Origin of the sequence: Rugosimonospora africana (assembly GCF_016862975.1) — a bacterium.
Lineage (GTDB): Bacteria > Actinomycetota > Actinomycetes > Mycobacteriales > Micromonosporaceae > Rugosimonospora > Rugosimonospora africana.
The window spans coordinates 22195-41729 of the sequence record NZ_BONZ01000105.1 but is presented as its reverse complement, the minus strand read 5'-3'; the positions used below and the strand labels follow the sequence as shown (position 1 = coordinate 41729).

The following is a 19535-nucleotide window of genomic DNA, read 5'->3' as shown; positions in this document are numbered from 1 at the left end:
TGTACAGCCGCCCTAAGGGATTGTCAATAGACTCCCATGAGTACCTCGAAGCCACGCGCGTCGGACCCACCGCGCGCCACCAGCCCTCGCTGCGGCCCGGCCGGCACCCAGACGCCGCGCACCTTCCACTCGTGGTCGAGCGGCACGGCGCGGGCGTCACGTCGATGACGTCGGCCGCGCAACCGCACCGGCCACAGTCCCTGCCCGCGCAGTGCGCCGACGACGATCACGAACGGGGATCGCTCCCCACTACGCCGGCGATCTCGGGGCTGACGACGATGTCGTCCCACTCCCCCGCGAGGATACGTGCGACGGACACCTCGCACCCGAGGGCGGCCGAGACGTACACGGCGCGCACGACGGCGAGGGACAGGAGGGCGTCCTCGACGCCGACGGCGGGTGCGCGTGCCTCTCGGATGGCTGCGGCGATGTCGTCGTACTGCCGCCGGTGGCCCTGCACGAAGGCGTCATCCGGGATCGATCCACCTCTGACGTGCTCGCCGGACACGAGGTCCGCGGCGCGGTTGCGAGGCCCCTCGCGCGTCGGGTCGACGTGGGTGTCGCCGAGGATCGCGGGATCAAGTCCTTCCGCGGGTTCGGCATAGAAGTACTCGAGTTGGTCGCGTTCGATGAGCGCCGACCCCTTGGACCCGTGCAGGTTGATGCGCACCGAGAGACCGGGGAACGCGGAGGTCGTCGTGTGCAGCACCGCGATAGCGCCGCTCGCGAACCGGACGGTGGCGACGAGAGTGTCCTCGACCTCGATCCGTTCGTGAGCCAGGGTCGCCGCGTAGGCGAAGACTGCCACCGGCTCGCCGAGGAACCAAACGAGCAGGTCGACAGTGTGAACGCCCTGGTTCATGGTCGAACCGCCACCGTCGAGTGACCATGTACCGCGCCAGTCGCCGGAGTCGTAATACTCCTGGCTGCGCCACCAGGCGACGGTCGCGACGGCACTCGTGACCCGGCCGAACTCCCCTCTGTGCGCGGCATCTGCGACGACGACTGATGCCGGGTCGAAGCGATGCTGGCTGATGACGCTCACGACTTGCCCGCGTGCCGTGGCTGCGCGGGCCGCGGCGGCGAGCGGGAGCGACTTCCCCACCGTCGTGTCGAGCGGCTTCTCGATCACGACGTGGGCCCCAGCGGCTACCGCCTCGAGCGCGAGCTCGGCGTGCGTGCCGCTCGGGGTTGTGATGACCACCGCATCGGTCACACCTGCGGCGATCAGCTCAGAGAGGCTGGCGTACTGCTCTGGTGGCGCCCACGGGGTGTCGCTCGCGATCACCTTGGCGAGCGTCGTTCGGGCATCGGGGTTCGGGTCGACGAGCGCGGTCACGATGAACTCGCCCTGTTGTGCCAGTGCGCGCGCGTGGGTGGCAGCGATGACGCCGTCTCCCACGAGGGCAACGGTGATCTTGCTGGTCATGCCGTGGTCACTCCGATCTGTCTGCCGTCTCGGTCCAGTCCCGGGTCCATGGCGCCCCGAGCTCGGTGAACGTTCTCCCGGTCCGCGCCACCGCTTCGCACCAGTTCTCGACGGCCGTACGGTGACGGTCAGCCCGCCGGCGGCTGTCCGCCGCCCGTGCGAGCCCGCCGCGATGCATTCAACAGCCAATCCGCCTCTAGTGCAACGTTGAATCAATGGGCGCGCGATCCGTCTCGCAGCGCGGAGCCGCTCAGGATTCCGTGACGGCCGTACTCTCACGCACGAGCAGACGGTGTGGTGCCACGACGTCCAGCGGTTCGACGGCAGCGCCATCGATCATGGCCAGCACGCGCGACACCGCCGATTCCGCGATCTTCTCGACGTCCGGGGCGATCGTGGTCAGCGTGGGGTTTGAGTATCGACCGTCCTCGATGTTATCCCAGCCGACGACGCCGATGTCGTGCGGGACACGGATGCCGTTCATTCGCAGCGCGTGCAAGGCTCCGAGCGCGAGTTGGTCGTTCGCGAACAAGATCCCGTCGAGCTGGTTGATCCGCGGCAGCAGCGCTTCGATGACGCGGGAACCCTCGGCCCGCGTGAAGGCCGTGACGGGTCGTTCCATCGTCGGGTCTGGAGAAAGGTCCTCCGCCCTGAGACCCTCGTGGAACCCCTTCAGTCGCAACGCACCCGTGCGATCGGGGCCGCCCGGCTCCACCCCGACGAAGGCCAACCGATGGCGTCCCGTGGCGACAAGATGGTGGACGGCGTCGCGCGCGGCGCCGACGTTGTCGATGCTGACGTGGTCCACATTCGCACCGGAAGACCCGACGGACCGCTCGCCGAGTAGGACGAGGGGTGTGTCGCGCTCCAACTCGATTGCTTCGGAGAGGCTCAGTTCCAGCGGGGAGAAGACGATCCCGTCGAACAACCTCTCATCGTAGCCTCGCGCGACGACCGCTTCGGTCGCCCGATCACCGCCGGTCTGGTCGATGAACACGCGGTAGCCGCGCACCCGCGCAGCCCTGATCGTCTCCTGTGCAAGCCAGGAGAAGTAGGGGTGGCCGATCTCCGGCACGGCAAGCGCCAGGATGCCCGTCCGGCCAGACCGTAATTGCCGACCGATGACGCTCGGTCGGTATCCAAGTCTCTGGATCGCGTCTTCGACACGCTTGCGCGTCTGTTCGCCGACGCGGCCAGTTCCGTTGACGACATTGGACACGGTCTTCCACGAGACCTTCGCCTCGGCCGCCACGTCCTTGAGCCCCGGGGCTCGGGGTTCTGCCCGGCTGGCCACGTCACCACCTCACGAGGTTTGCACCCGGCACTCTTGACGTCCGGAACACACAAGTTCATCATGCTTCAACGTTGCACTATAACGTTGCATCGCGCGCGTCGAACGGTCAATGTGGGTCGTGCCACGCCGACTCGTCTGGCGGTGACCACACGCGTCCCTCCTCGGGTTCCCGCTGCCACGCAGGCTACGGCGCGAGCACCCGCGCGCCCAGCTGTGCGTGGACGCTCAGCTCCGCGGCCTTGAACGCGTGGTCTTGCGACATGGCGTTCTCGGTCCGGTTCAGGCAGTCGAGGATCAGTTGACCGAAAAACGGATACCCGACTTTTCCGCCGGCCGCCAGATGGTGCTCACCGGTCTGGTCGACGAGGAACACGTGTCCGGGTCCTTCGTCCGTTCCGACGTTCACGTACTTGCGCAGCTCAATGTATCCATCGGTACCGAGGATGAGCGTGCGCCCGTCGCCCCACGTACTGAGCCCGTCCGGCGTGAACCAGTCGACCCGGCAGTACCCGCTGCTGCCGTTGTCCATGACGATCGACGCCTCACCGAAGTCGTCGAGTTCGGGGTGCTCAGGATGGTGGTAGTTGGCTATCGCCGAGTAGGCCACCGAGGCGTCCCGCGCGCCCGCGTAGTGCAGCATCTGCTCGAAATTGTGGCTACCGATGTCGCAGAGGATCCCGCCGTACCTCTCTTTGACGAAGAACCAGTCGGGCCGTCCCGTGCCGAGCCGATGCGGGCCGATCCCGATCACTTGCAACACTCGCCCGATCGACCCTCTGGCTATGAGCTGATCGGCGAGGACTGCGGCTTCGACGTGGATGCGCTCCGAGTAGTAGACGGCGTACTTGAGGCCCGTCCGCGCTGTGGCCACACGAGCCGCGTCGAGTTGCTCCAGAGTCGTGAGCGGTGCCTTGTCCGTGAAGTAGTCCTTGCCCGCGTCCATGACACGCAAGCCGAGAGCGCACCGTTCGGAGGTCACGGCGGCCCCGGCGACCAGACGCACCTCGGGATCGTCGAGCACCTCCGCCTCGCTGCGGGCGACCCGTACGTGCGGAAACCTTGCCCGGAACGTCTCGACCTTGGCCGGGTCGGGGTCGTACACCCAGCGCAGGGTCGCCCCGGCACCGGTCAGCCCCTCACACATGCCGTAGATGTGCCCGTGATCGAGGTGTACCGCGCCGACCACGAACTCGTCGGGCGCGACGACCGGAGCGGGCACCGGGTCGGGTGCGTAGGCAGAGCCGTCGGCCGCGCTCATACGAACTTCCCGAAGAACTGCCCGGCGCGCCTTCCAGACCTGAACGCGCCGGTGTTTTCGATTGCGACCATGGCCTTCCTTCCCAGGTGATGGAGCGTTGGCCTTGAGCCGAAGGGGCGACCTGACCTCGATCGCGACATCCGGCATCGAAGAGCGCCGCGCCGGCCCTGGCCCGAGCCTTACGGCGGGGACAAGACCGGCGGGCGCTCCTCGCCCAGTTCAGTTCAACATGAATTGTTGTCCGCCCGCAGCGGCGTCGCAGTCCTCCAACTCGAGCTGAGTCCCGTTTGTGGGACTGACGCCGGGGTCGAACAGGCATCGGCCTGAGGCAGTGTTCTTGATCGTGCCATCGGCCTGCGGCTGCCAGCGCTGGGCTGGTGCCTGAACGCAGTCATCGAGCTCGACCTTGGTTCCGTTCGCGGTGCCGGAGCCCTGCGGCGTCATGCAGCGGCCCAGGGTGCGCAGCGAACCGTCGGCCGGATTGCGCGTCCACTTCTGGTCGTGCTCCGCGGCACCCGGGATCGGGAGCGTGAGACAGCCGTTGAGCTCGACCAGGGCGTGATTGCCCCCGACATCGGCTCCCGCGACATCGACGCACTTGCCGGCGTGATGGATGGGAACGGTGACGATGAGCTGCTGAGATGCGTCTCCCGTGCACGGGGTCAGCAGGAGGATGCCGTGCTCATCCCCCGACGGGGTCAGGCACCGCCCCGAGTCGGCGTTGCGAATGCCGCCATCCGGCTGCGGCCTCCACTGCTGACCGGCGGTTCCGTCGCAGTCGGCCAGTACGACGTGATTGGCGTTTCCCGGCGCCATACAGAATCCGAGCGCCTCGAGCGTGGCATCGCCGAAGTCCGACGCGACCCAGTGCGCGCTGGCCGACATCGACTCGCAGGTCGTCAACTCGACCTGCGTACCCGCCTTGGCGTCGTCATGGCCGGCGGCGGCCGCGCACTCGCCCCCGGTCGTCATGATCGGAGTGCCCGTTCCGGGCCCGGTGGCGTCCGCCTGGTAGTGCTGCGCAGTGATGTTGGCCTGGACGAGGGCGTCGGCGCTGTCGCTGGAGTATCCAGACGTCATCACGCCTTCGAAGAAGGAACTGGTCCCGCGGTTGCTGTCGTCACCGCCGGTACCAACGACGATCGACCCCTCCAACTGCATCGGAGTGTACTTCGCCGACGGCAAGGGGCCCTCGTACCACTTGGACAGAGTGCCTCGCTGGGAGTCGCCTCCCTTCAACGCGAAGGTGTCGGTGCCGTTGTTCTTGAGCAGCGCGGTGACGAATTTGCTGGCGTTGCCGTGGTTCCCGAGGTCGACGCTGGTGCCGCCCTGGAACACCCCGTTCTCCAGGTCGGCCTGTACCCAGGGGCCGGTCCCGCTGGCCCCTCCGCCGTTCATGTAGGAGACGTTGACGGCATCCATGTGCCCTTCGCCGGTGTCTTTCGAGTCCGTCTCGACGTTGCCGAAGTCGGAACAACAGCCGTCGCTGATGTTGGTTCCGCTGGCGATTTCGTACATGGACTCGGGCTGGGATCCGCGGGCCGTGCCGGTGGTGATGGTGCTCGACCGCCGATACCCGGTGCGCGGCGGCAGGTAGAGCCCGTACGCCTTGTGGCCGGAGATCGTGATCGGCAGGGCGTCGGCGACCGCACCGGAGTTCTGCGGCCCGGCGGTTCCCGGCCCGGCGACGGTGAGGTCGTTGTGTCGCGGAGTCTGGTCGTAGAGCTCGCTCACCGTGCAGCTGGTTCCGGCGCAGAACTCGTCTTGAAGTCTGGCGTTGGCGTAACCGCCGGGATTCAGCAGGCCGATGTCACGCGTGGCACCGTTGTCGGATCGTTGCACCTGGTACAAGGGTCCGTCGTAGGTGCGCAACAACGCGCGCGTGGTGCTGAACGCGGCGACACAAGGAGTGCCGGCGGCGGCGTAGATGTCACATGGCTCACCTTGGCTGTTGCCGCCGGCGGGGTCGGCGCTGGCGAGACCGGATGCCGGCACCACCGATGCCGCTACCAGGGCCAGCAGGAACGCGGAGAACCCGATGGCACCCAACCGGCGCGAACGTGACCGGGACGTACGGGACGACATACGCAAGTCCAATCTGCATCGATGCTCTGGAGGATGTTTGGCGCACGTGTGACTCTGCTCAGTCGCTCCCCCCTCTTGCCGGGCGCCGTTGCTCGCGTCGGGCCTGGGCGGCGGTGAGGCTGAGCGTCAGCATTCCCGGCACGATGACTGCCAGCGGCGGCAGCATCCACACGACCATCGCGCCGACGAGAATGCCCGTGAGAACGAAGCACGTACCCACCGGGTCGCCGACGGTCACGTCGCGCGCCTGACGCAGGACGTCCGGCCAGCGAGCACCTGGATGCCACAGTTCGGCGGACCTGCAGATGAGCACCATGACCGCGAGCGCCAACCCGCCGCTCACCGCGGCGTAGACCCTTCCTCCGGGAACCAGGCCCTGGGCGCCCATGGCCGCGTTGAGCACGAGAAGCGCCGCGGCGACGACGTACGCCACCGTGAGGAGCCAGCCGTGGTGGAGCGCCTGCCACACGCCGGTGAGCAGATCGCCCAACGAGTTCGTCTTCGCCGCCAGGGTGCGTCTGAAGTGTTGGGTTCCCGCGGCCAGTGCCGCGACGGCGAGGACGCCGGTGAGCATGAATGCCGTCACGACAAGTCCGACGACCACCATCTCGCCGAAGAGGGCGAGCTTCCCGTTGCCGAAGGTCCGAAACTGCTCCCGCGGTTCGGCGATCGGCGCGCCGTCGCGGTGCACGGTGGGCGTCATCCCTTCAGCCCCTGCGTTGCCACGCCCTCCACCAGGTGTCGCTGGAAGGCGAGGAAGAAGAGCACGACGGGCAAGAGCGCGAGGATCGCCATCGCCGTCTGTGCACCGTAGTCACTCGTCGAGGTCTGGTCGACGTACAGACGAAGAGCCAGCGGCATCGTGTAGGAGTCGGGCGTCTTCAGGTACAACAACGGTCCGAAGAAGTCGTTCCACGACCAGATGAATGCGAATATGGCACTGGTCACGAGCGCCGGCTTCATGAGCGGGAGTATCACCGACCAGAAAATCCGGGCATGACCCGCGCCGTCGATTCGCGCCGCCTCGTCCAGTTCACGCGGCAGGCCGCGGATAAACTGGATCATCAAGAACACGAAGAACGCGTCCGCGGCGAGGAACTTGCCCAGCAGCAACGGCCACCAGGTATTGATCATCCCCAGTTGGTTGAACATGATGTACTGGGGAATGATCACAACGTGGAACGGCAGGAGCATCGTCGTGATCATGCATGCGAAGAAGACTCCTCGCCCCGGAAACCTGATCCGCGAGAAGGCGTACGCCGTGATCGAACACGACAATGTCACGCCGACGACCGACAGGACGGCGAGCCCGAGCGAGTTCAGCAGGAATGTCCAGAAGGACACGCCCCCGATCCCCTGGAATGCCTTCACGTAGTTGTCGAAGGTCCCGTGCCCCGGGATCAGGTTCACCGACCCGATGATCTGGTTGCTCGGCTTGAACGATGACATCACCATCCAGAGCGCCGGATACAGGATCACCACCAGGACGGCCAGCGAGAAGATATGGAAGACGGACGATTTGATCCACGACCGCCGACCCGACCCGGCACGCCGCCGGCCGGACCTGGCGCTTCCTCCAGTCGCCGATTCCACGTTCGACACTTCCGCCACGTTCACGGTCATTTCTCGTCTCCCGCGTAGTGCACCCACGCCTTCGATGTGCGGAAGAGCATGAACGTAACGAGCCCGACGACGATGAGAAGCACCCAGGCCATCGCCGACGCGTACCCCATCTGGAAACTCTGGAATCCGCGCTGATAGAGGTACAGGGTGTAGAACAGCGTCGAACGGACCGGGCCACCGGTGCCGTTCGAGATGATGAAGGCGGAGTTGAAGACCTGGAACGCGTGGATCAGCTCCAGCAGAAGGTTGAAGAAGAGCACCGGGGAAATCATGGGCAGTGTGACCCGGATAAACCGACGGACTCGACCCGCACCGTCCACCGACGCCGCTTCAAGCAACTCCGTCGGAACCTGCTTGAGGCCAGCGAGAAAGATCACCATCGGCGCGCCGAACTGCCACACGGTGAGCAGTATCAGCATGGGCAGCGTCATCGACGGATTCCCCACCCATCCACCGCTCTCCGCCGGGGGACCGCCGAAGAACGATCCGATGCTGGCGACGACGCCGTTGTCGATGAACATGGCCTTCCAGATGATCGCGATCGATACGCTTCCGCCGATCAGTGAGGGCAGGTAGAAGCCCGACCGGTAGAAGCCCGATCCTCCTCGGGCGCTATTGAGCAGGACGGCCACCGCGAGGGCGACGATCAACTTCAGGGGCGCCCCGATCACCACGTAGAGGACCGTGACTTTGACCGCTTGGAGGTAGTTCGAATCGGTCCACAGTCGCGTGTAATTGGCGAAGCCCACCAGGGACGGTGTGGAGAAGAGGTCGTAGTTGGTGAACGAAAGGACGAGCGAGGCGACCATCGGCCCCGCGGTGAGGACGAAGAATCCGATCAGCCACGGGCTGAGGAAGATGTATCCGGCGCGGGTGTCGCGTCGCCGCCGCGTTGCGCGGCGCCGAGGTGCGACGTTCTGGGCGCCGGGCGCTACCTGGACTGTCATCATGCCGCCTCCGGAATCCGTCAGTTCCCGAGGGACAACGACATCTCGTCGAAAAACTGCTGAGCGAACTGCTTGCTGCTGAGCTGGCCGTACTCCAACTGCTGGTGGAGCTCACCCCACTTCGCCTCGACGGTGCCGTAGCCCGCGGGAAGCAACGGGTAGCTTGCCGTCGTCTCGGGCGCCATGTCGCTCGCGTACTTCAGGATGGCCGCATCGGCTGGTGTCGCGTTGGCCTTCGCCGCGGCCGCGCGTCCCTCTTCGGTCGCGGGAACCCCCAGCGACGTTCCGAATACTGCCGCCACGTCCGGCGATGTCACCAGGAAGTTCAGGAGAGCGGCGGCGGCAGCCTTCTGCTTCGAGTTGGCAGACACGCTGAGCAGCAGGCTCGGGTGCTGCGCGAGGACGTGCTTGTCGACGCCGTCGGGGCTCGGCGCGGGGACGATACCGATGTGCTCGGTCTTGGAGTCCGTCATCGCCTGAAGGAGCGTCGTCGAGAAGTTGAACCACAGCGCGGCCTGACCGGCGAGGAATCCGTTCAACGGATCGAGGGCGACGTCCCGCTTGATGGGGAAGAAACTGCCTCCGGTACGCATGTCCTTGACGCTGTCGACATAGTCGATGACCTGTTGCTGCGTGAAGGCGGGCTTGCCCTCCTTCGTAAAGACGTCCTTACCCTGCTGCATCAGCCAGTAGATGAAGCCGGGAAGACCGTCGGTATAGTCGCTGGACCCAAACTGTGACGGGTTCGCGGACGCTCCCGCCTTGTCGACCTCGCGGACGAAGTTGCCGAGGTCGGTCCAGCTCATGTTGTCAGTCGGGTACTTGATCCCGAGCTTATCCAGCAGATCCTTGTTGTACATCATCGACCAGGTGTTGGTTCCCAGGGGAACCGACTCGAGCTTGCCGTCGACCTTTCCCGCGCCCAGCGACGAATCGTCGACCCCGTCGAGCGGCATGACGCTGCTGCGCAACGGGGTGAGGTCCTGGAGCAGGTTCTTCCCCGCGTACTCGGAGAGGTACCCGGCGTCCATCATCATCAGGTCGGGCAAGGCGTGGCCGGCAGCCTCTGTGCTCCGTGCCGTCCAGTAGTCGGCGAAGGCGGCGAAACTACGAGTGACCTTGACGTTCGGATATTCCTTGTTGAAGAGCGCGATCGCCTTGCCGAACTGGTCGGCACGGTCGTTGTTACCCCACCAGGAGAAGGAGATCTGCGCCTTCGTGTCCTTGGTGAACTGTTGCGCCTGGGCGTTGACGTCCCCTCCGCCGCCGGAGCAACCGGAGAGAGCTAACACTCCGACCGTCCCTGCGGCGACGACGGCAGCCAACATTTTCCTGATCATGACTTCCTCCTTTGGGGTGGACAACATTGCCCCGGGCCAGACAGATCACGTCCATCGTTGAATGCGAGCGGCGGGTACTAGTTGCGTATGTGCTCGGGGTCGATGAGCGCTCGAAGCGTGTCGATCGGTAGTTTCGGCGTGCGATCCTCGGTCAGCAGGCCGTTGCGTTCCTGCACGGTGTCGGTGAGTTGCGTCCAGCACCAGCCAGCCAGCCCCTCGTCCCGGCCCCCACCGATGACGCCGCCGACCACTCCGGTGAGGATCGCCCCGATCCTCGCGGCGAAGTCATCGGCGTCCGACGCCTCGGAGTAACCCCAGGCATCGGCCGGCTCGTCGTCCACCGACCACTTGACGCCTCCGAACTCCGTGAGCATCACGGGCTGCCCGCGCTCGGGCGCGCCCGCGAGCCGGACGCGGCGGCCGGCTGGCCCCACTCCGTTGACGAGAGCGCGCAGTGCCTCGGGAGCCGCGTCGTAGCGCGCAGCCAGCACCTCGCGGCGTTCCTCGTAGTCGTGCAGGGTCCACACGTCTGTTGTGCCTTGCTCCCAGCCGTCGTTGGAGATGACCGGACGGGTTGGGTCGAGTGCCTTGGTCAGGTGATAGAGGGACTCGGCGAACGCGCGCTGGTCGGCGCGGGACGCGATGTGCTGGACGCCCCAGCTCTCGTTCAGCGGGACCCAGCTGACGACGCTCGGGTGGCTGCGGTCCCGGATCACGGCCGCCGTCCACTCCGACATCGTGCGGCGTACGGTGATGTCAGAGAACGCGTAGGTGGCGGCCATCTCCCCCCACACGAGAAGCCCGAGTTGGTCGGCGTGGAAGAGGAACCGAGGGTCCTCGATTTTCTGGTGGACCCGTACCGCGTTGAAGCCCAGGTCCAACGCGAGTTCTGCCTCCCGCCGCAGTGCGTCGGCGGACGGAGCCGCGAGGTGCGACGCCGGCCAGTAGCCCTGGCTCAGCACCGAGCGCAGCACGAAGGGCCGGTCATTGAGCCAGAACCGCCCATCGCCCGCGCCGACCGTCCGGAGCCCGAGGTAACTGGCCACGACATCGGTCTCCACACCGTTGACGCGCACACTCACCCAGGCGTCCAGGAGTACCGGGGAGCCCGGGCGCCACAGCAGTTCCTCGTACCCCTGGCCGTTGCCCTGCCCGTCGAGTGGGACCGTTACCGACACGATCGCGTCGGTGACGTCGGTCTCGGTGTCGCCCAGCACGTCGCCGTCATGCGCGATCGTGACCCGGACGCGTGCTGGCACGCGCTTGCTGAGGGTGACCTGCGCCGTCGCGGTCCCGCGGGTGATGTCGCACGTCCACCACACGTCCTCGACCCGGATCGGTGCCACCGCTTCCAACCACACGGGCTGCCAGATCCCCGTCGTGCGGTGGTACCAGATGGCGTGCGGCTCCTGGCGCCAGTCCTGCTTTCCTCGCGGCTGTGCCACGTCTTGGGGGTCGTCCTCTGCGCGCACCACGAGCACGTGGGTGGCGCCCGCGCCCCGAGCGGTCAGAGCGTTCGTGACATCGACCGCGAACGGGGTATGTCCGCCCTCGTGATCGCCGACGAACACGCCGTTCAGCCAGACCCGAGCCCGGTAGTCGACCGCGCCGAAATGAACCAGTAGCCGTCGACCATCCTCGAACTCGACGGCAGCGAGGTCATCAGCCGAGATCTCGCGCCGGTACCAGACGACGGGGTGGTACCCCGTGGCACCGACCCCCGAGGCCGACGAATCCGGAGGAAACGGGACGACGATCGTCGAGGGAAGCGGCCGACCGTCGGACCAACCCTCGCGCTCGCCGATGCTCGTGTCGTCGTGGGCGAAGCCCCATGTACCGCTGAGGTCCCTGTACGAGTCGCGGAGAAGTTGCGGGCGAAGGCGATCCCCCTCCTGCCTGCTCGCGCGAAGTCTGTATGTCCCGGAACCTCTCACTGAGAAACCTCTCCCCCACGCCGTTCATCGTTGTGCGTCGTGCACCGGAGGTGCCGTCACGGGCCTGCCGTGACTATCCGCACCTCGGTGAATGCCCTCGGTTCGCCTCGTTGGCGATCCTGGATCAACGTTGAACTTACGTGCCGGACAACAAAAATACAACGTTGAATCGGAATCGAGATGCGGCAGACCTAGCGGGCGAACGCGCAGCCCCAACGTGAGCCGCAGGTCATGCTCGATGGAGGTTTGCCCACAGCCGTGCGCCGGACGGGCCGATCGAGTGGGCCCGTCACGGCCGAAGGATCAGGTGACACTGACGGCATCCGCAGATACGTCCTGACCGTCATCGAACACGCTATACCGGTGTACGTCAGGCCGACGGCGCGCAGCGAGGCTCACCCGGACAGCCGGTAGCCGCGCTTCATGACCGTCTGGATCAGTTCGTTGTTCCTCAGTGAACGTCGTAGGCGCGATACGGCCATTTCGATGGCGTGGTCGTCCACGCCGGCCCAGTTCGGAGTCGCGCGGCGAATCTCCGCACAGGAGATCACTCGGCCGGGGTGGCGGGCCAACGCGCGCAGGACCGCGATCGGCCCGGGCTGCACGGGAATCAGTTCACCGTTGAGCACGACGGCCTGTCCCCGGATCTCAAGCGACATCCCGCTCGCGACGACCCGCACCGCGCGTTCCGGCACCGTCGCCGCGGCGAGCGCCACGAACTCTTCGAGAAAGGGCTGGACGGGCAGGCGGACCGGCACGCCGCGGGCGCGCAGCGGCTGGGCGCTCAGCTCTCCCAGACACATCGCGGGTACCTCGTCGGACATCGCGTTGAGCAGCTCGTTCAGGCGCTGGTCCGCGATGGCCTGAGCGAGAAGGTTGTCCACGGATGCGGGATTGGTGAACGCCACCGCGTCCACCGCTCCCGCGCAGATCTGATCGCCGAGGCGACGCAGCAGATCCGCGTGTGTCGGTGGCAGCGCCTGATGGGTGACCGCCTCGACGACGTCGGCACCGGCCGCGCGCAGCGCGTGGCACAGCTCGGCCACGGACGGGGTGTCGCTCTGGACCACCACCCGGCGACCGGTCATCGGCTGCGCCATGAGGTAGCGGAAGAGTTCCTCGGTGCTGCCGGCGGCGGTGGACCAGATCTCGCCCAGGCCGATCTCGCGCAGCGCGTCGGCGGCTCGGGGGTTACTGGCCAGCCGCCGCGCGCCGGCGAAGCGCGCGGACAGCGCGTCGGCCAGCCGCCACTCGCGAGCCAGCCGTAGCCAGGAGCGGAACCCGAACTCCGAAGCGACTACCAGCTCGTCGATGGGGGCGGCGAGCACCTGTGCGGTCGGTGTCTGAAGCGGCTGACTGTCGAAGGTGGACAGTGTACGCACGCCCTGAACCGCGACGGTACGGGCTCCAGCCGCTTCCAGCAGGTCGCACAGCTGGTGGCGGCGGCGGTCGGAGACGACGGCGACGGCGTACCCGGCCATCGCCGCCGGGCCGTACTGCTCCGCCTGCGGCGGATGGGTGCCCGCCCGCTCCTGCGGGATTTCCACGCGGGCGGGGGCTACGGCTTCCAGCGGTGCGACCGCGGCCAGCGCGTTCCTGGGTGGTGGCGCCACCCCAGCCTCCCTCCCCGCGTGGCACGCACATCGCTGTCGTGCTGATGTCCTACAGATTTACGTTGGCCGGTGCGCGATGTTTCAACCACGCTCGATTCATCGAACGTCGCACCGATCGGAAGCCGGCCGCCCCAATGCGGCGGTATTGCGACTCAGGGTCGCAGAAGGTCCGCGGGCATTGGCGTTACGACTTGGTAGAGTTTCGTTCACATGCTCGACAGGGCTGGCCGGGCGCAGCGATCCTGGCAGGTCACGGGGCAGACTCCGATCGATCCGCCCGCAATGCCATGCGTCCAGCGTCCAACCGAGTGCGCGGTGTCGCACGAACAGTGACCGGCGGCCCAGATGTCGATCTTGTGAGGACTCTCTCGTTCGCATTGCAGTGTCTATGGCGCTCTGGTCCTGACCTTCGCACCCCGGCAACATTCGATTCGCCTCGTTCGGAATCGGCGACCGGCCATGCGCTCCATCGTCGCTGTGCTCCGATCGCGAGCGCACACATGCTGGTTGCGCACGGAAGCAGCCACAATCGCGGTCGACGTCGACGGACGGTACGCCTGCGGACCGGACTGTCCGACGGCACTGCCGGCTGGCGCAGTGGGTGTCGAACCGACCGCGACCCCGGGAGGTGTTGGTGTCTCGGAAGCTTCAACACGGTGCGGCGATCGCCGCCGTTGCGCTGGCGATGGTGGCCGGCTGTGGCATCACTGCAGAAGCCGGCCCAGGGTCTGCGGGCAGTGACGAGGGCGGCCGAAGCCTTGAGGTCATCGGTGAGTGGACCGGGGCGGAGCAGGCGAACTTCCAGAAGGTCCTCAACGGCTTCACCGCCAGGACCCACATCAGGGTCACCTATACCTCCGGGGGCAACAACGTCAACATCCTGCTCAACAGCCGGCTGACAGGTGGTGCGCCACCGGACGTGGCGCTGGTGCCACAACCTGGCGTGGTCGCCGAGTACGCCCGGAAGGGGAAACTGGTTCCCCTCGCCGGTGATGCCGCCGCGGCTGTGTCGAGCAATTACAGCGACGCGTGGAAGCGGCTCGGCGTCGTGAACGGCAAGCTCTACGGCTTCTTCTTCAAAGTCGCCAACAAGTCCATCATCTGGTACCGCGTCGACGACTTCGCCGCGGCGGGCGTGCGGCCACCGTCCACCTGGACTGACTTCATCAGCACGTCCAAGACCCTGGCTGACTCGGGCGTGACGCCGATCGCTGTCCCGGCCGCCGATGGCTGGCCGATCACCGACTGGTTCGAGAACGTCTATCTGCGGGTCGCTGGCAGCGACAAGTACGCCCAGTTGGCCGCACACAGGCTAGCGTGGACGGACCCGACGGTGGTGCGGGCGCTGACCGTGCTCGGCGGCTACTTCGGTACGCCCAATACGATCGAGAAAGGCGCCACCCAGTTGACCTTCACCCAGGCGATCGCGGACGTGTTCGGCCAACGGCCGAAGGCCGCCATGCTGTACGAGGGCGACTTCGTGGCCGGTGAGATCAGCAAGCTGGGCGCGGCCAGGGTCGGCGGCGATGCCAAACTCTTCACCTTCCCCTCCATCGACGGCTCCGCCCCCGCTGTCGTGTCCGCCGGCGACGAGGCAGTCCAGTTCAGGGACTCCCCCGGTGCCCGAGCCCTGATGGCCTACCTCGCCTCGCCTGAAGCTGCGAAGATCTGGGCACAGGCGGGCGGCTTCCTGTCCGCCAACAGCAAGCTCGATCTGTCCGCGTACCCGGATGAATCCAGTCGGGCGATGGCCCAAGCATTGGTCACGTCGTCGCTGGTGCAGTTCGACATGTCCGACCAGACGCCACAGGCATTCGGCGGCCAGGCCGGCGCGGACGAATGGCAGCTGCTGACCGACTTCGTTGCCCACCCAGGCGATCCCACCGCTACCGCCGCGGCGCTGGAGGCCGCGGCCGCCAGGGACTACGGGAGTCGCTCATGACCGGCGCGGGCAAGCCGTTTGAGGGACCGGCGCGCGCCTCGACCGCGACGGGCACCGACCCCGCGCGCGATCCGGCTACCACCGCCCGGCGGCGCGTGGCGGTCATTCCCCGGCCCACTGGCCCCGACCGCCCGGACCCCGCCCGGCAGGCAGGGCCACCCGCCACGGTCCGGCGGGAGCGCCGGACGGTGGCGGCGGTGTTCCTGGCCCCCGCGCTGATGATCCTCGCCCTGCTGGTGGCCTGGCCGATCGCCCGCACCGTCTGGCTGAGCCTGCATGATTCGGCGGGGCAGCACTGGGTGGGCCTGCGCAACTACATCACGATTTTCTCCGCTGCCGACACCCGCCGCGCGCTTCTCAACAACGCGGTCTGGGTCGCTGTCGCACCGACGTTGGTGACCGTCTTCGGGCTCATTTTCGCGGTGCTCAGCCAACGGGTCCGGCTGGCCACCGTGTTCAGGACGATCCTGGTCATGCCGATGGCTGTGTCGTTGGTATCCACCGGGATAGCGTGGCGCCTGGTCTACGACGAGAGCCCCGATCGGGGCGTACTCAACGCCGCGATCTCGGTCGTGCACGACGTGTTCCGGCCGGCCTCCCCGTATCCGGGCGCGCGGCCTCGCGACGCGACCGTACTGTCGGCGGCGGGCCACGGCGGATACGCCTCGACGCACACGTTCGCGGTCGGCACCCAGGTGATGCTGCCGCTCGTCGGGGTGGCTCGGGACACGGTCCCGGGCGGGGCGGTCCAGGCCGCCGCTCCCGGCACCACGAACGGTGCGCTGTCCGGCGTGGTGTGGCTGGACTTCACCCCGGGTGGTGGGCGCGTCGGGGCGATCGACCGCGGCGAGCAGGGACTGCCCGGCATCCGGGTGCAGGCGGTGCGCGATGGCAGGGTGGTTGCCAGCGCGACCACCGACCACGCGGGCCGGTTCACCTTCACCGGGCTGCACGGCAGCGGGTTCACCCTGGCCCTGCCCGCATCGGACTTCGCCGCCCCGTTCGGCGGGGTCAGCTGGCTCGGGCCGTCGCTGATCACTCCGGCGATCATCGTGGCATACCTGTGGATCTGGGCCGGATTCGCCATGCTGATCATCTCCGCCGGGCTAGGCGCACTGCCCCGGGAGACTCTGGAAGCCGCCCGAGTCGACGGGGCCAGCGAGTGGCAGGTGCTCCGCAGAGTCACCATCCCGCTCGTCCGGCCGGTGCTCATCGTGGTGATGGTCACCCTCATCATCAACGTTCTGAAAATCTTCGATCTGGTGTACGTGATCGCGCCGGACTCCTCTCAGGACGCCGCGACCGTCGTCGCCGTGCAGATGTACAAGGTGTCCTTCGGCGGCAGCCTGGACAAAGGGCTGGGCAGCGCACTGGGTGTGCTGCTGTTCGTCCTCGTGATACCCGCGATCGCGTTCAACGTCCGTCGGCTGCGGAGGGACCCGTCGTGAGTGTGACCGTCACCCCGCGGGTGCCAACGCTCGTGCCCGCCGGCACCGCTGTCACCGTCCCACCCCGGCGCAGCCTCATCGCGCGCGTCGCCGACCGGTTCGGCAAGGCACTACTGCAGATCTGCGTGTGGACCGTCGGCCTGTTCTGGTTACTGCCCACTGTCGGATTGTTCATCGAGAGCCTGCGCGCGCCGGCGGACAACAGCGCCACGGGTTGGTGGACGGTCTTCGGCAGGCCGGCTCGACTCACCCTGTCCAACTACCTGAATCTCATGCAGGACAAGGACATCCTCGGCTCGTTGTGGAACAGCGTCCTCATCACCGTGCCGTCCACCGTGCTCGTCGTCGGCATCGGGGCGCTAGCCGCCTACGCCCTGGCATGGATCGACTTTCCCGGCCGAAACTGGGTCTACGCCTTGACCGTCGCGCTCATCGTCGTGCCGGTGCAGGTGGCCATCATTCCCGACGCCGCCGTCTTCCGCACACTGCACATCTACGGCGATGTGCCCGCCGTCGTCGCCTTCCACGTCGCCTTCGGCCTACCGTTCGCCATCTTCCTGCTTCGCGACTTCTTCGCCGGCATTCCCCGCGACCTGCTGGAGGCGGCCCGGGTCGACGGCGGCAGCGAGCTCGGCATCTTTCGCCGGGTCGTGCTGCCCATCGGCCGGCCCGCCATCGCGGCGCTCGCCGTCTACGAGTTCATGTGGGTGTGGAACGACCTGCTGGTCGCGCTGGTCTTCGCGGACTCCGCCCACGCCCCCATCACCTACCAACTGCTCTCGCAGATGCGTACCTTCTCCTCCAACATCGACCTGATCGGCCCCGGCGCCTTCGTGTCCATGCTCGTACCGCTGGTGGTCTTCTTCTCGTTCCGCCGCTACTTCCTGCACGGCATGCTCGCCGGCTCCGACAAGTGACCCGCGTGACTCGCCACCCGGGCATGGCGACGCGAGGGGACGATGCGGAACCAGTAGGAGCCGTAGCCCGGCAGAGTGAGCAGGTACGGGCGCAGCCCGATGGCGGGGAAGATGGTGCTGCCAGTCAATTCGACCGGGATCTGCCGGCGGAAACGGGGGCCCAGGGGAAGCAGAACGGGTTCCGGATGGCGGGACAGGTTGTGCACGCACAGGATGACCTCGTCGGCCGTTTCGCGGAGAAACGCCAGCACGGCCGGGTTGGAGCCGCCGAGATCGTGGAACTCGCCGACGGCCAGCGCGGGATGCTGTTTGCGTACCTCGATCATGCGGCGGGTCCACTGCAGGAGCGAGGCCGACTGATCCTGCTGGCGCTCGACGTTGACCGCCTGGTACCCGTAGACCCAGCCGGCGTTGACCGGCAGGTAGAGCTGGCCGGGATCGCAGCGTGAAAAGCCGCCGTTGCGGTCGGGCGACCACTGCATGGGGGTACGCACCCCGTCGCGGTCGCCGAGATACACGTTGTCCCCCATGCCGATCTCGTCGCCGTAGTAGATGACCGGGGAGCCGGGAAGCGACAGCAGCAGGGAGGTGAACAGCTCGATCTGGTTGCGGTCGTTGCCGACCATCGGTGCCAGCCGCCGGCGGATCCCGGCGTTGAGCCGCATCCTCGGATCCTTGGCGTACTCAGCCCACAGGTAGTCTCGCTCCTCGTCGGTGACCATCTCCAGCGTCAGCTCGTCATGGTTGCGCAGGAACGTGCCCCACTGGCAGCCGGACGGAATCGCCGGAGTCTGGGCGAGAATCTCGGTGATCGGCCGGCGGGACTCCCGGCGCACGGCCATGAAGATGCGCGGCATGAGCGGGAAGTGGAACGCCATGTGACACTCGTCCCCGCCGACGCTCGCGTCGCCGAAGTACTGCACCAGGTCGGTGGGCCACAGGTTGGCCTCGGCCAGCAGCACACAGCCGGGGTACTCGTCATCGATCACCTTGCGCAGCCGCCTGAGGTACGCGTGGGTCTCCGGCAGGTTCGCGCATTCGGTACCCTCCCGCTCGTACAGGTACGTGGCCGCGTCCAGCCGAAACCCGTCGATGCCCAGGTTCAGCCAGAACCGCACGATGTCCAGCATCGCCTCCTGCACGGCCGGGTTCTCATAGTTCAGGTCCGGCTGGTGATGGTAGAAGCGGTGCCAGTAGAACTGCTGCCGCACCGGATCGAACGTCCAGTTCGACGGCTCGGTGTCGTGGAAGATGACCCGTACCCCCGCGTAGTCGGTGTCGCTGTCGCGCCACACGTAGAAGTCGCCGTACGGGCCGTGCGGGTCACGCCGCGACTCCTGGAACCACTGGTGGGTGTCGGAGGTGTGATTGAGCACCAGGTCCGTGATGACCCGGATCCCTCGCGCGTGCGCCTCGTCCAGCAGCGTCACGAAGTCGTCGATGGTGCCGCACTCGGGTGAAACCGTATAGTAGTCCCGGATGTCGTAGCCGCCGTCCCGCAGCGGGGAATCGTAGAACGGCGGCAGCCACACGCAGTCCACTCCGAGCCACTGCAGGTAGTCCAGCTTCCCGGTCAGCCCGGGCAGATCACCGTGCCCGTCCGCGTTCGAGTCCGCGCACGCCTGTACCAGTACCTCGTAGAACACCGCCCGCTTGAACCAGTCCGGCTCGACGGGCAGCCGACGGGCCGTGCGCCGCGACACAG

At 67.0% G+C, this 19535-nt stretch carries 15 protein-coding genes; 3 read left to right on the top strand and 12 right to left on the bottom strand.

Annotated elements, in window-relative coordinates:
- Window positions 1–23: 23 nt before the first annotated feature.
- From Raf01_RS44515 to Raf01_RS44465, 11 genes are all read right to left on the bottom strand, one after another.
- Window positions 24–230: a hypothetical protein gene (locus Raf01_RS44515; protein ID WP_203924210.1), complete on the bottom strand. Its 207-nt coding sequence runs from the start codon at window positions 228–230 to the stop codon at window positions 24–26.
- Window positions 227–1429 (bottom strand): Gfo/Idh/MocA family protein, encoded by a 1203-nt coding sequence (locus Raf01_RS44510; RefSeq protein ID WP_203924209.1) that lies wholly within the window; start codon window positions 1427–1429, stop codon window positions 227–229. Before Raf01_RS44510 ends, Raf01_RS44515 begins: the two co-directional genes overlap by 4 nt.
- 250 nt (window positions 1430–1679) lie before the next feature.
- The gene (locus Raf01_RS44505; RefSeq protein ID WP_203924208.1) at window positions 1680–2723 is read right to left on the bottom strand and encodes a LacI family DNA-binding transcriptional regulator; all 1044 of its coding nucleotides are present in this window, start codon (window positions 2721–2723) and stop codon (window positions 1680–1682) included.
- Between the two features lie 184 nt (window positions 2724–2907).
- The gene (locus Raf01_RS44500) at window positions 2908–3981 is read right to left on the bottom strand and encodes a Gfo/Idh/MocA family protein (protein WP_203924207.1); all 1074 of its coding nucleotides are present in this window, start codon (window positions 3979–3981) and stop codon (window positions 2908–2910) included.
- A gap of 219 nt (window positions 3982–4200) precedes the next feature.
- Window positions 4201–6030, bottom strand: coding sequence for an arabinofuranosidase catalytic domain-containing protein (locus Raf01_RS44495; RefSeq protein WP_203924206.1), 1830 nt, complete (start codon window positions 6028–6030; stop codon window positions 4201–4203).
- A 94-nt stretch (window positions 6031–6124) separates the two neighbouring features.
- A complete protein-coding gene (locus tag Raf01_RS44490; protein ID WP_203924205.1) occupies window positions 6125–6769 on the bottom strand; it encodes a hypothetical protein in 645 nt (214 codons plus the stop codon).
- The gene (locus tag Raf01_RS44485) at window positions 6766–7689 is read right to left on the bottom strand and encodes a carbohydrate ABC transporter permease (RefSeq protein WP_203924204.1); all 924 of its coding nucleotides are present in this window, start codon (window positions 7687–7689) and stop codon (window positions 6766–6768) included. Before Raf01_RS44485 ends, Raf01_RS44490 begins: the two co-directional genes overlap by 4 nt.
- The gene (locus Raf01_RS44480) at window positions 7686–8498 is read right to left on the bottom strand and encodes a carbohydrate ABC transporter permease (RefSeq protein WP_239134466.1); all 813 of its coding nucleotides are present in this window, start codon (window positions 8496–8498) and stop codon (window positions 7686–7688) included. Before Raf01_RS44480 ends, Raf01_RS44485 begins: the two co-directional genes overlap by 4 nt.
- A 158-nt stretch (window positions 8499–8656) precedes the next feature.
- Window positions 8657–9964: an ABC transporter substrate-binding protein gene (locus Raf01_RS44475; protein ID WP_203924202.1), complete on the bottom strand. Its 1308-nt coding sequence runs from the start codon at window positions 9962–9964 to the stop codon at window positions 8657–8659.
- 89 nt (window positions 9965–10053) lie between these two features.
- Window positions 10054–11910: a glycoside hydrolase family 2 protein gene (locus Raf01_RS44470; RefSeq protein ID WP_203924201.1), complete on the bottom strand. Its 1857-nt coding sequence runs from the start codon at window positions 11908–11910 to the stop codon at window positions 10054–10056.
- 395 nt (window positions 11911–12305) lie between these two features.
- Complete coding sequence (locus tag Raf01_RS44465; protein WP_203924200.1) at window positions 12306–13523, bottom strand: uroporphyrinogen-III synthase; 1218 nt, start codon at window positions 13521–13523, stop codon at window positions 12306–12308.
- Between the two features lie 634 nt (window positions 13524–14157).
- Between Raf01_RS44465 and Raf01_RS44460 the strand changes: the two genes are divergently transcribed.
- Genes Raf01_RS44460 through Raf01_RS44450 form a run of 3 tightly spaced genes read left to right on the top strand, consistent with a single transcriptional unit; the run spans window position 14158 to window position 17830 of the window.
- Window positions 14158–15465: an ABC transporter substrate-binding protein gene (locus Raf01_RS44460; protein WP_203924199.1), complete on the top strand. Its 1308-nt coding sequence runs from the start codon at window positions 14158–14160 to the stop codon at window positions 15463–15465.
- Window positions 15462–16913, top strand: coding sequence for an ABC transporter permease (locus Raf01_RS44455; RefSeq protein WP_239134465.1), 1452 nt, complete (start codon window positions 15462–15464; stop codon window positions 16911–16913). The genes Raf01_RS44460 and Raf01_RS44455 overlap by 4 nt, the downstream gene beginning before the upstream one ends.
- Entirely contained in the window at window positions 16910–17830 is a 921-nt protein-coding gene (locus Raf01_RS44450; RefSeq protein WP_239134464.1) for a carbohydrate ABC transporter permease, read from the top strand. Before Raf01_RS44455 ends, Raf01_RS44450 begins: the two co-directional genes overlap by 4 nt.
- Here Raf01_RS44450 and treS read toward each other — a convergent pair.
- A complete protein-coding gene (gene treS / locus Raf01_RS44445; protein WP_239134463.1) occupies window positions 17791–19533 on the bottom strand; it encodes a maltose alpha-D-glucosyltransferase in 1743 nt (580 codons plus the stop codon). The genes Raf01_RS44450 and treS overlap by 40 nt on opposite strands.
- Window positions 19534–19535 lie beyond the last annotated feature (2 nt).

What these genes read in the sequence shown, in the direction of transcription:
- Raf01_RS44510 (WP_203924209.1), bottom strand. Translation starts at nt 1,429, where the DNA reads ATGACCAGCAAGATCACCGTTGCCCTCGTGGGAGACGGCGTCATCGCT.
- Raf01_RS44500 (WP_203924207.1), bottom strand. Translation starts at nt 3,981, where the DNA reads ATGAGCGCGGCCGACGGCTCTGCCTACGCACCCGACCCGGTGCCCGCT.
- Raf01_RS44490 (WP_203924205.1), bottom strand. Translation starts at nt 6,769, where the DNA reads ATGACGCCCACCGTGCACCGCGACGGCGCGCCGATCGCCGAACCGCGG.
- Raf01_RS44485 (WP_203924204.1), bottom strand. Translation starts at nt 7,689, where the DNA reads ATGACCGTGAACGTGGCGGAAGTGTCGAACGTGGAATCGGCGACTGGA.
- Raf01_RS44480 (WP_239134466.1), bottom strand. Translation starts at nt 8,498, where the DNA reads ATGGTCGCCTCGCTCGTCCTTTCGTTCACCAACTACGACCTCTTCTCC.
- Raf01_RS44475 (WP_203924202.1), bottom strand. Translation starts at nt 9,964, where the DNA reads ATGTTGGCTGCCGTCGTCGCCGCAGGGACGGTCGGAGTGTTAGCTCTC.
- Raf01_RS44455 (WP_239134465.1), top strand. Translation starts at nt 15,462, where the DNA reads ATGACCGGCGCGGGCAAGCCGTTTGAGGGACCGGCGCGCGCCTCGACC.